We start from the raw sequence: 11,848 nt of genomic DNA, 5'->3' as shown, positions 1-11,848 counted from the left end.
GCGCTCACTCCGTTCGCTCCGTTCAGACAGGCGCTCGGAAGTCAGTCTACGAAGCGCGCTGCGCGCGCAGGCCCCGAAGCTGCGCTCCTCACCGCCACCCAAATCGCCCCTGCCGGGTGCCGCCTGCGCCGACGAAAACCACCTGAGCAGTTCGAAGGAAGGGCTTCCACCGTTGCAGCGAAGGCGCGCCCGGGTGGGTTGCGCCGCGCCTGGGAGGCGCCGAGCAGCGCAGGGCGTGTGGCCGCGCGCGCAGCGCGCTCGTCAACTGACTTCCGAGCGCCTGTCTGAACGAAGCGAACGCAGTTCGCGAAGTGAGTTGGCGAGGACGGCCACGCGCCCGAGCAGCACAGAGCAGTCGCCGCAGGCGACCGCCTCCGTGGCGCGGCGCAACCCACCCGGGCGCGCCTTCGCACGCTCCAACCCCACCGACGCGTCAGCCGAGCAACCCACCCGAACCCACCTTCGACGCTCGGACCGCCGCCAGACGCAGCACCGTACAGCGGGGTTATCGCGCACCGTCTAGACTGCGCGCCTTATGCAAGAGACTGCCTACCCGCCGAATGCCACGCGACCCGCCATCCGGGTGGCGGTGGTCATGGAACGCGAGGCGAATCCGAACCAGTGGGAAGCGTGGCGCTTCCGCCTGGTCGACGTGGTGCCGCACGAAGAAGCCTTCGGCGAGACGGCGCGGGTGCTGCGCGACGACGGGAAGGTGCGGCGCACGCTGTACCCGAATTTCACGCTCGAACTCTTCCGCGACGAGGCCGAGGGCTACTTCCTGAACCTGCGCACCGGCACGCCGGTCTGGTTCGTGATGTGGCGCATCGACGATGAAGACCCGTCGCGCGCCTGGCCCGAGACCGTGAGCGTCTCGTACAACGAGGCCGGGCGCTGGCTCGACGCGCAGGAGCGCATCGACAACGTGCCGTTGCCGGCCGACCTGGCCGAGTGGTTGCAGGCCTATGCCGACGAGCACTACCGGCCGGAGCCGAAGAAGCGCCGCCGGCCCCAGTCGTTCCTGGCGCCGGGGCAGCGGTCATGACGACCGGTGCAGCGCCGGACGGCTTCCTCTCGCGCTGGTCGCGGCGAAAGGCCCAGGTGCGCGACGGCGCGGCCGCGGTGCCGGTGGCCGAGCCTGCGACGTCCGCTGCGGCGCCGTCCACCGCCGCCGAGATACCGGCCGCTGCCCTCGCCACGGCGGCACCGGCCGAGACCCAGCCCGCCGCGGCGCCGCAGCCGACGCTGGCCGACGTGGCGCAGCTCACGCGCGAGTCCGACTACTCGCGCTTCGTCGCCGGCGGTGTCGACGAGGGCGTGAAGCGCGCGGCCATGAAGAAGCTGTTCACCGATCCGCACTTCAACGTGATGGACGGGCTGGACACCTACATCGACGACTACGGCAAGCCCGATCCGATCCCGCTCGCGATGCTGCGGCAGATGAACCAGTCGAAGATCCTGAAGTTGTTCGAAGACGACGAAGAAGAAGATAAGCCGGTATCCGCCGCCGACGTTGCCACCCCCGAGACATTGAACGCACCCGATGACCACGCTGATCTGCGACTGCAACAAGACGATGCCGTTGGACAACCAGGGCCTGCTCAAGGCACTGGGGCCTGACGCCGGCGATGGCCTGCAGACGGTCCACACGCTGTTGTGCCGCCGCGAGGCCGGCGCGTTCCAGCGCGCCGCCAAGTCGGGGGACGACCTGCTGGTCGCCTGCACGCAGGAGAGCCGGCTCTTCCTCGAGCTGAACGGGCAGACCGAAGGCGCCCCGGGCGTCGCCGAGCGGCCGATCCGCTTCGTCAACATCCGCGAGACCGGCGGCTGGTCCAAGGACGCGCGCGGCGCGACGCCCAAGATCGCCGCGCTGATCGCGCTCGCGCAACTGCCCGACGCCGATCCGGTGGCGACCGTCAGCTACCGCTCGAACGGCCGCGTGCTGGTGATCGGCGCGGCGGACCGCGCCCAGCGCGCCGCGCAGATGCTGGCCGACAAGCTCGACGTGAGCCTGCTGCTGCAGGGCGGCGACACGCTGCCGCAGTCGCGCACGATGGCCGTCCACTCGGGCAGCGTGACCGGCATCACCGGCTGGCTCGGCGCGTTCGAGGTCAGCTGGTCGCAGCGCAACCCGATCGACCTCGACCTGTGCACGCGCTGCAATGCCTGCATCGCCGTGTGCCCCGAGGGCGCGATCGACTTCAGCTACCAGATCGACCTCGCCAAGTGCACCAGCCACCGCGACTGCGTGACCGCGTGCGACGCGGCCGGCGCGATCGATTTCGAGCGCGCGCCGCAGGCCGGGAGCGAGACCTTCGACCTCGTGTTGGACCTGAACCCGACGCCGCTGCTCGCGCTGCACCAGCCGCCGCAGGGCTACTTCCACGCCGCCGACGAGGCCGCGCTGATCGCGGCGGTGCTGCAGCTGCGGGAGAGCGTCGGCGAGTTCGAGAAGCCGAAGTTCTTCGACTACAAGCAGAAGATCTGCGCCCACAGCCGCAACGAACAGATCGGCTGCACCGCCTGCATCGACGTGTGCTCCGCGCAGGCGATCCGCAGCGATGCCTCGCGCAAGGGCAAGGCGGGTGGCGCGACGCTGGCCGGGATCATCGTCGAGCCGCACCTGTGCGTCGGCTGCGGCGCGTGCACCACCGTCTGCCCGAGCGGCGCGATCAGCTATGCGACGCCGCGGCTCGATCACCAGGGCCGCCGCATCCGCACGCTGCTCAGCACCTACCAGCGCGCCGGCGGCACCGAGCCCGCGCTGCTGATCCACAGCCAGGCCGCGGGCTCGCAATTGATCGACGCGCTGGGCCGCGCCGCGCGCACCGACCCGGCCGTGCGCGGCGTGCCGGCGCGCGTGCTGCCGCTCGACGCGTGGCACACCGCGTCGGTCGGCATCGACCTGTGGCTGTCGGCGATCGCGTTCGGCGCGTCGCAGGTCTGGGTGCTGATGACCGACGAGGAGGCGCCGGACTACCGCCGTGCGGTGGCCGCGCAGATGCAGGTCGCGCAGGCGATCCTGACCGGGCTGGGGTTCGCCGGCGAGCACTTCCGGCTCGTCGAGGCGCGCGATGCGCAGGCGCTCGACGTGGCCTTGCAGGCCGCGCCGGCACAGTCGGTGCGCAAGCCCGCCACCTTCGCGGTGCAGGCCGACAAGCGCGGCACGCTCGACCTCGCGATCGAGCACCTGCTGCTGCAGGCGGCGGCCCCCGCGCCGGAGGCGATCGCGCTGCCGGCCGCGGGAAGTCCCTTCGGCAGCCTGATCGTCAACAAGGACCGCTGCACCATGTGCCTGAGCTGCGTCAGCGCCTGCCCCGAGGCGGCGCTGGCCGACAACGCCGACAAGCCGCAGCTGCGCTTCATCGAGAAGAACTGCGTGCAGTGCGGCCTGTGCGCGAGCACCTGCCCCGAGGACGCGATCTCGCTCGAGCCGCGGTTGTGGCTGGCCGACGCCGGCAAGGCGCGCAAGCAGGCGCGCGTGCTGAACGAGGTGGAGCCGTACCAGTGCATCCGCTGCGGCAAGCCGTTCGGCACGCTGAAGGCGATCGAGCTGATGGTCGGCAAGCTCGGCGCGCATCCGATGTTCCAGGGCGCCCACTCGGACCGCCTGCGCATGTGCGGCGACTGCCGCGTGATCGACATCCACACCCACCCCGATGAAGTCAGGATCACCGATGTCTGAAGCCCCGGTGGCGATGCAGTTCGGCACGCCGGACGACCGCGAGGAGATCGCGCGGGCCGAGGTCTACGGGCTGCTGGCCGCGTTGTTCATCGCGCCGCCGTCCGCCGACCTGTACGAACAGCTCCGCGTCGCGGTGACCGAGGCGCCGACCGCCGGTGCGTTCCTGGAGACGAGCTGGTCGGAAGTGGTGGCCGCCTCGCGCCGCCTGCCGCGCGAGACCGCCGTGGCCGAATACACCGCATTGTTCGGCGGTGTCGGCAAGCCGGAGATCTTCCTGCACGGCTCGTGGTTCATCGCCGGCACGCTGAACGAGAAGCCGCTGGTCGACCTGCGCAGCGACCTGGCCGCGCTCGGCCTGGAGCGGCCGGTCGGTGTGCTCGAGACCGAGGACCACCTGGCCAGCCTGTGCGAGACGATGCGCTACCTGATCGCCGGCGACGACCTCGCCATCAGCAACCTCGCGAGCCAGCAGCGCTTCTTCAACGCGCACCTTCGGCCGTGGGTCGAGCGGCTCGCCGAGACCGTCGCCGCGCACCCGCAGGCCGATTTCTACCGTGCGGTCGCAGGGTTCATGCGCGATTTCTTCGCCGTCGAGGCGCAGGGCTTCGACCTGCTGGACGCGTAGGGTGATTCCTTTCATGAACCTGACGCCTATAAGGTGTCAACTTACGGACAGACCCTGATGACGCTATGCAACATCTTGCATACATTCCCCCTAACTTGCAGTCAATTCGCCCCGGGAGCACCGAGCCATGAGTGACCACACCACCGAACGTTCCACCGCCCAGCCGCTCAAGCGCCGCGGCCTGCTGATCGGTGCCGGTGCCGCCGGTGCCGCCGTCGTGGCGGCCAAGGTGCTGCCGGGTGCCGCGCCCGTCGTGGCGCCGGTGGCGGCGGTCGCCACCAAGGCGATCGACCCGGCCGGTGGCTACCAGGTCACCGACCACGTGCTGCGCTACTACGCCACCACCCGCGCTTGACGCCGAGGCCCACCCCATGCTGCTGACACGCAAATCAACACAAGCCGGCGAGCCCGCAACCAGCGACCTCGTCAACAGCCTCGCGCGCGGTGTCGCGACGCAGAACCGCCGCGCGATCCCGACGATGGACCGGCGCGCGTTCCTGCGCCGCTCCGGGCTCGGCGTCGGCGTCGGCCTGGCTGCGACGCAACTGACGCTGGTGCAGAAGAAGGCGCACGCCGCCGACGCGCCGGCCGCCGACGCGGCCAAGAAGACGGTCGTCAAGCGCACCGTCTGCGGTCACTGCTCGGTGGGCTGCGCGGTCGACGCGGTGGTCGAGAACGGCGTCTGGACGCGCCAGGAGCCGGTGTTCGATTCGCCGATCAACCTCGGCGCGCACTGCGCCAAGGGCGCGGCGCTGCGCGAGCACGGCCATGGCGAGTACCGGCTGCGCACGCCGATGAAGCTCGTCAATGGCAAGTACGAGAAGATCACCTGGGACCAGGCGCTGAACGAGATCAGCGCCAAGATGCTCGAGCTGAAGAAGCAGAGCGGGCCGGACTCGGTGTTCGTCGTCGGCTCGAGCAAGCACAGCAACGAGCAGGCCTACCTGATGCGCAAGTGGGTCAGCCTCTGGGGAAGCAACAACTGCGACCACCAGGCGCGCATCTGCCACAGCACCACGGTCGCGGGCGTCGCGAACACCTGGGGCTACGGGGCGATGACCAACTCGTACAACGACATGCGCAACGCCAAGGCGGCGATGTACATCGGCTCGAACGCGGCCGAGGCGCACCCGGTGTCGATGCTGCACATGCTGCATGCCAAGGAAACCGGCTGCAAGATGATCGTGGTCGACCCGCGCTTCACGCGCACCGCCGCCAAGGCCGACGACTACGTGCGCATCCGTTCGGGCAGCGACATCCCGTTCCTGTTCGGCGTGCTGTACCACGTGTTCGCCAACGGCTGGGAAGACAAGAAGTACCTGAACGATCGTGTCTACGGCATGGACAAGATCAAGGCCGAGGTGATGGCCAAGTGGACGCCGGACAAGGTGCTCGAGGCCTGTGGCGTCGATGAAGCCACCTGCCTGAAGACCGCCCGCACGCTGGCCGAGAACCGGCCGAGCACGATCGTCTGGTGCATGGGCCAGACCCAGCACACGATCGGCAATGCGGTCGTGCGCGCCTCCTGCATCCTGCAGCTCGCGCTCGGCAACGTCGGCGTCAGCGGCGGCGGCACCAACATCTTCCGCGGCCACGACAACGTGCAGGGCGCGACCGACGTCGGCCCGAACCCCGATTCGCTGCCCGGTTACTACGGCCTGGCCGAGGGCGCGTGGAAGCACTTCGCGAAGGTCTGGGACGTCGACTTCGAGTGGATCAAGAAGCAGTACGCGCCCGGCATGCTGACCAAGCCCGGCATGACCGTCTCGCGCTGGATCGACGGCGTGCTCGAGAAGAACGAGCTGATCGACCAGGACAGCAACCTGCGCGGCCTGTTCTTCTGGGGCCATGCGCCGAACTCGCAGTCCCGCGGTCTCGAGATGAAGACGGCGATGGACAAGCTCGACCTGCTGGTCGTGATCGACCCGTACCCGTCGGCCACCGCCGCGATGGCGGCGATGCCGAGCAAGGCGGGCGAGCTGAACGCCAACCGCGCGGTCTACCTGCTGCCGGCCGCGACCCAGTTCGAGACCTCGGGCTCGGTGACGGCGTCGAACCGCTCGCTGCAATGGCGCGAGAAGGTGATCGAGCCGCTCTGGGACTCGCGCACCGACCACATGATCATGTACCAGCTCGCGCAGAAGCTCGGCTTCGACAAGGAGCTGACCAAGAGCCACAAGCTGGTCGCCGGCAAGGGCGGGATGATGGAGCCCGAGGTCGAATCGGTGCTGCGCGAGATCAACCGCGGCATGTGGACCATCGGCTACACCGGCCAGAGCCCCGAGCGGCTCAAGGCGCACATGCGCAACATGAACGTCTTCGACGTGAGGACGCTGAAGGCCAAGGGCGGCATCGACAAGGAGACCGGCTACAAGCTCGACGGCGACTACTTCGGCCTGCCGTGGCCGTGCTACGGCACGCCCGAGCTCAAGCACCCGGGCTCGCCGAACCTGTACGACACGAGCAAGCACGTGATGGACGGTGGCGGCAACTTCCGCGCCAACTTCGGCGTCGAGCGCGAGGGCGTCAGCCTGCTGGCCGAGGACGGCTCGTGCTCGAAGGGTTCGGAGATCACCACCGGCTATCCCGAGTTCGACCACATCCTGCTGAAGAAGCTCGGCTGGTGGGCCGACCTGACCGACGCCGAGAAGGCCGCGGCCGAGGGCAAGAACTGGAAGACCGACCTGTCCGGCGGCATCCAGCGCGTCAGCATGAAGCACGGCTGCCACCCGTTCGGCAACGCCAAGGCGCGCGCGGTGGTCTGGAACTTCCCCGACCCGGTGCCGCAGCACCGCGAGGCGCTGTACTCGACCCGCCCGGACCTGATCGCCAAGTACCCGACCCACGACGACAAGAAGGCGTTCTGGCGCCTGCCGACGCTCTACAAGAGCGTGCAGGAGAAGAACAAGGACATCGGCAAGCAGTTCCCGCTGATCATGAGCTCGGGCCGGCTGGTCGAGTACGAGGGCGGCGGCGAGGAGACCCGTTCCAACCCGTGGCTGGCCGAACTGCAGCAGGAGATGTTCGTCGAGATCAACCCGGCGACCGCGAACGACCGCGGCATCCGCGACGGCGAGAACGTGTGGGTGACGACGCCGACCGGCGCGCGCCTGACGGTCAAGGCGCTGGTCACCGAGCGGGTCGACCGCGAGACCGTCTGGCTGCCGTTCCACTTCTCGGGCCGCTGGCAGGGCGCCGACATGCTCGCCTACTACCCCGAAGGCGCGCACCCGGTGATTCGCGGCGAGGCCGTCAACACCGCGACGACCTACGGCTACGACAGCGTGACGATGATGCAAGAGACCAAGACCACCGTGTGCCAGGTCGCCAAGGCCACCGCCTGAATACCGCCACGACACACCGGAGATCACGATGGCAAGAATGAAATTCATCTGCGACGCCGAGCGTTGCATCGAGTGCAACGGCTGCGTCACCGCCTGCAAGGCCGAGCACAACGTGCCGTGGGGCGTGAACCGCCGCCGCGTCGTGACGCTCAATGACGGCGTCGCCGGCGAGAAGAGCATCTCGGTCGCGTGCATGCACTGCAGCGACGCGCCGTGCATGGCCGTGTGCCCGGTCAACTGCTTCTACCGCACCGAAGAGGGCGTGGTGCTGCACGACAAGGACATCTGCATCGGCTGCGGCTACTGCTCGTACGCCTGCCCGTTCGGCGCGCCGCAGTTCCCGAGCAACGGCGCGTTCGGCCTGCGCGGCAAGATGGACAAGTGCACCTTCTGCGCCGGCGGCCCCGAGGCCAACGGCAGCGAGGCCGAGAACGCCAAGTACGGCCGCAACCGCCTGTCCGAAGGCAAGCTGCCGGCCTGCGCCGAGATGTGCTCGACCAAGGCGCTGCTCGGCGGCGATGGCGACGTCGTCGCCGACATCTTCCGCACCCGCGTGCTGAACCGCGGCAAGGGCAGCGAGGTCTGGGGCTGGGGCACCGCGTACGGCAAGCCGGTGCAGACCAGCTCGGCGGCGCCGGTCGGAGCCAAGAAGTGATCGCGCGGTCGCTCACGCTCGCCGCCGTCGGCGCATCGCTGGTCGCGCTGGCCGCCTGCGGCGAGAAGCCGCAGACCATGGACGCCTCGGCCCGCAAGGCGGATACCACGCCCTGGAGCGTCTCCGATGCCGCCAACCCGGCGTTCCGCGCCCCCGGCTGGAAGGACGGCGACCAGGCCGCCTGGGAGCAGCAGATCCGCCAGCGCAATCAGGCGCAGAACGACTACGCGCGCTGACGCCGGGGAGACCACGCGATGCGAAGCACCATCCTCCCCCGCGCGCTGGCCGGCCTGCTGGCCGCCCTGACGCTGGCGTGCGCGTCGGCGCAGACCGCGACGGCAGCGTCGGCCGTCGCGGCGCCTGCCTCGGGTCCGCCCGCCGGCTTCGTCGCCCCCGCCGCGCCGAACCCGGACGACACCAACGCCCAGCGCGCCAAGAGCCAGCCGGGCAACAACGCGCCGTTCTGGCGCGGCGTGCAGCAATCGGGCACCGCGCCCGGCATCACCAACCTGCCGGGGGCCGAGAAGGGCGTGCTGATCCAGGAGTTCGTCCAGTACCCGGGCTCGCGCCTGACCAACGCCGGTGAAGCCTGGCGCCAGGTGCGCAACGACTGGATCATTCCGTACGGCGGCGCATTGATCGTGATCGTCGCGCTCGGCATCGCGCTGTTCTTCTTCGCGAAGGGGCCGCTCGGCGGCCACGTGCCGTACACCGGCCGCAAGATCGAGCGCTTCACCTACTTCGAGCGCGCCGCGCACTGGGTCAACGCGATCGCGTTCAGCGTGCTCGCGATCTCCGGCATCGTGATGGCGTTCGGCAAGACGTTCATGCTGCCGGTGCTCGGCGGCACGCTGTTCGGCTGGATCACCTACGCGCTGAAGACCGCGCACAACTTCGCCGGGCCGCTGTTCGCGGTGTCGCTGCTGATCGTGTTCCTGGTGTTCGTGCGCGACAACTTCCCGGGCCGCGGCGACCTGCAATGGCTGCTGAAGGGCGGCGGGCTGTTGGGCGGTGCCGAGCCGCCGTCGGGCCGATTCAACGCCGGCGAGAAGGTGATCTTCTGGGGCGGCGTGTTCTTCCTCGGCATCGTCGTCGTCGGCTCGGGCCTGGTGCTCGACAAGGTCATCCCGGGCCTGGCGTACCTGCGTGGCGACATGCAGATCGCGCACATGATCCACGGCGTCGCGACTGCGCTGATGATCGCGATGTTCCTCGGCCACATCTACATCGGCACGATCGGCATGCGCGACGCGTACAAGGCGATGGAGACGGGCTACGTCGACGAGGGCTGGGCCCGTGAGCACCATGCGCTCTGGTACGAGGACATCCAGGCCGGCCGCGTGCCGGCGCAGCGCACGCCGCCGCCGGCGGGCCGCCCGGCCGCGCAGGCCTGAGCACACGAGAAGGACGACGCATGCGATTTGCCATTCCCGCACTGACCCTGGCCGCCGCGCTGGCGCTCGCCGCCGGCCCCGCTGCCGCCAAGCTGCCCCCGCCGAGCGACGAGGCCAAGGCCAAGGCCGCCGAAACCGCCGCGAAGAACGCCTGGACCGACAAGGTCGGCGCCTTCAAGCTGTGCCAGGTCATGAACCGCACGGTCGACCATTACCGCAAGTCGCCGGAGGGCAGGGACGCGCCGCCGCCCATCGACACGCCACCGTGCACCGACCCGGGCGCGTTCGTCCCGCCGGCGCCGCCGGCCTCTGCGCCGCTCGAGGCGGCAGGCGCGCATTCGCCGCCGGGCATGGCCACCTCGCCGCCCAGCTCGAAGGAGACCGCCGCCGAGAAGCAGGGCCAGCCCAAGAAGTGAGCCGCCGCCGCTCGAACGAGGCCGCGATCCGTCGCGGCCTTTTTCATTGCCCTACAGTCGAGCCATGACGCCTGCGCCCCGACTGACCCACGCCGCCGCTGCGCTGACCCACGAGATCGAGGTGCTCGACGAGTTCGGCGCGACGCGCCGCGTGTCGATCCCGGCCGAGCGCGCGCTGACCGTGTTCGTCGACAAGCGCGAGCTGGTGACGCTGATGACCCTGGGCGCCGCGCCCGAGTTTCTGGTGCTCGGTTACCTGCGCAACCAGCGGCTGGTCGACAGCATCGCCGACATCGATTCGATCACCGTCGACTGGGACGTCAACGCGGCCGCGGTCAAGACGCGGGCCGGCATCGAGCGCTTCGACGAGAAGACCGCCAAGCGCGTCGTCACGACCGGCTGCGGCCAGGGCACGGTGTTCGGTGACCTGATGGGCGATCTGGAATCGATCCGCCTGCCGTCGCCCACCGACCCCGCCGCGCGCCTGTCGCAGCACGCCCTGTACGGCCTGCTGAACGCGATGCGCCTTCAGGAGAGCACCTACAAGTCGGCCGGCTCGGTGCACGGCTGCGCGCTGTTCCGGCAGGACGAGCTGCTGATGTTCGTCGAGGACGTCGGCCGCCACAACGCGATCGACACGATCGCCGGCTGGATGTGGCTGCACGACGTGACCGGCGCCGACAAGATCTTCTACACGACCGGGCGGCTCACCAGCGAGATGGTGATCAAGTCCGCGCAGATGGGCGTGCCGATCGTGGTCTCGCGCAGCGGCATCACGCAGATGGGACACGAACTCGCACAGCGCCTCGGCCTGGCGCTGTTCGGCCGCGCGACCAACCGGCATTTCATCTGCTACAGCGGCTTCGACCGCTTCGACGCGCAGCCCGAGCCGCCACGCGCGGCCGCGCCGATCGCCACCACCGCGTCAGTCGACTGAGCGCCCGGTACCGCCCGCCGTGCGCATCCTGCTCGTCTCCGACCTCCACTACACGCTGCCGCAGCTCGACTGGGTGGTGCGCGTCGCGCCGCAATACGACCTCATCGTCATCGCGGGCGACAGTCTGGACATCAGCTCCGCCGTGTCCCTGGACGTGCAGTCGGTGGTCATCCTCAAGTACCTCGCGCTGCTGCAGGCGGCGGGCAGCGTCGTCGTCAGTTCCGGCAACCACGACCTGACCGGCCCCGACGCGCAGGGCGAGCAGGCCGCGCTCTGGCTGGCCGAGGCCCGCGCCGCCGGCGTGCCGACCGACGGCGGCTCGCTGCGCGTCGGCGACACGCTCGTGACGATCTGCCCGTGGTGGGACGGCCCGCTCGGCCGCGCCGCGATGGAAGCGCAACTCGCCCGCGACGCCGCGCAGCGACCGGCGCGCTGGGTCTGGGTCTACCACTGGCCGCCGCTCGGCTCGCCCACCTGCTGGACCGGCCGCCGCCATTACGGCGACGCCGACATCGGCGGCTGGATCGCGACCCACCGCCCCGACATCGTGCTGACCGGCCACGTCCACGAGCCGCCGTTCAAGCCCGACGGGGCCTGGGCCGATCGCATCGGCGATACCTGGGTCTTCAACGCGGGCCGCCAGATCGGCCCGGTGCCGGCGCACATCGCGCTCGATCTCGGCGAGGGCACCGCCGCGTGGCGGTCGATGATGGGCGAGGAGACGCTGCAGCTCCTGGACAGTCGCGCGCCGGCGCGAACGGTGTTCTGACGTCGGCCTGATCCCGCGCCGACGTG

General features: G+C 69.8%; 12 protein-coding genes. All 12 read left to right on the top strand.

Annotation, left to right across the window (positions count from 1 at the left end; all coding sequences use genetic code 11):
* Positions 1-535: 535 nt before the first annotated feature.
* The 12 genes from ACWH49_RS04570 (at position 536) to ACWH49_RS04515 (ending at position 11,822) form a co-directional block, all read left to right on the top strand.
* Complete coding sequence (locus ACWH49_RS04570; RefSeq protein ID WP_448170382.1) at positions 536-1,042, top strand: DUF3305 domain-containing protein; 507 nt, start codon at positions 536-538, stop codon at positions 1,040-1,042.
* Positions 1,039-1,617, top strand: coding sequence for a DUF3306 domain-containing protein (locus ACWH49_RS04565; protein WP_448170381.1), 579 nt, complete (start codon positions 1,039-1,041; stop codon positions 1,615-1,617). The genes ACWH49_RS04570 and ACWH49_RS04565 overlap by 4 nt, the downstream gene beginning before the upstream one ends.
* Positions 1,541-3,682, top strand: a complete 2,142-nt coding sequence (locus tag ACWH49_RS04560) for a 4Fe-4S dicluster domain-containing protein (protein WP_448170380.1) — start codon at positions 1,541-1,543, stop codon at positions 3,680-3,682. Before ACWH49_RS04565 ends, ACWH49_RS04560 begins: the two co-directional genes overlap by 77 nt.
* A complete protein-coding gene (locus tag ACWH49_RS04555; protein WP_448170379.1) occupies positions 3,675-4,307 on the top strand; it encodes a TorD/DmsD family molecular chaperone in 633 nt (210 codons plus the stop codon). Before ACWH49_RS04560 ends, ACWH49_RS04555 begins: the two co-directional genes overlap by 8 nt.
* A 127-nt stretch (positions 4,308-4,434) precedes the next feature.
* Positions 4,435-4,662 carry a formate dehydrogenase gene (locus tag ACWH49_RS04550; protein ID WP_448170378.1) on the top strand — a complete coding sequence of 76 codons (228 nt, stop codon included), beginning with the start codon at positions 4,435-4,437 and terminating at the stop codon, positions 4,660-4,662.
* A gap of 16 nt (positions 4,663-4,678) precedes the next feature.
* Entirely contained in the window at positions 4,679-7,651 is a 2,973-nt protein-coding gene (locus tag ACWH49_RS04545; RefSeq protein WP_448170377.1) for a formate dehydrogenase subunit alpha, read from the top strand.
* A 28-nt stretch (positions 7,652-7,679) separates the two neighbouring features.
* Positions 7,680-8,306 (top strand): formate dehydrogenase FDH3 subunit beta, encoded by a 627-nt coding sequence (gene fdh3B, locus ACWH49_RS04540; protein WP_448170376.1) that lies wholly within the window; start codon positions 7,680-7,682, stop codon positions 8,304-8,306.
* Entirely contained in the window at positions 8,303-8,542 is a 240-nt protein-coding gene (locus tag ACWH49_RS04535) for a hypothetical protein (protein ID WP_448170375.1), read from the top strand. The genes fdh3B and ACWH49_RS04535 overlap by 4 nt, the downstream gene beginning before the upstream one ends.
* 18 nt (positions 8,543-8,560) lie before the next feature.
* A complete protein-coding gene (locus ACWH49_RS04530) occupies positions 8,561-9,700 on the top strand; it encodes a formate dehydrogenase subunit gamma (protein WP_448170374.1) in 1,140 nt (379 codons plus the stop codon).
* 20 nt (positions 9,701-9,720) lie between these two features.
* On the top strand, positions 9,721-10,116 hold the full coding sequence (locus ACWH49_RS04525) for a hypothetical protein (RefSeq protein WP_448170373.1): 396 nt from the start codon (positions 9,721-9,723) through the stop codon (positions 10,114-10,116).
* Positions 10,117-10,180: 64 nt separating this feature from the next.
* Positions 10,181-11,053 carry a formate dehydrogenase accessory sulfurtransferase FdhD gene (locus ACWH49_RS04520; RefSeq protein ID WP_448170372.1) on the top strand — a complete coding sequence of 291 codons (873 nt, stop codon included), beginning with the start codon at positions 10,181-10,183 and terminating at the stop codon, positions 11,051-11,053.
* 19 nt (positions 11,054-11,072) lie between these two features.
* Positions 11,073-11,822 carry a metallophosphoesterase family protein gene (locus ACWH49_RS04515; RefSeq protein WP_448170371.1) on the top strand — a complete coding sequence of 250 codons (750 nt, stop codon included), beginning with the start codon at positions 11,073-11,075 and terminating at the stop codon, positions 11,820-11,822.
* The last annotated feature ends 26 nt before the right edge of the window (positions 11,823-11,848 follow it).

The organism is Rhizobacter fulvus (assembly GCF_964020785.1).
The sequence above is the reverse complement of the archived record's forward strand: the minus strand, read 5'-3'. Positions and strand labels throughout refer to the sequence as shown.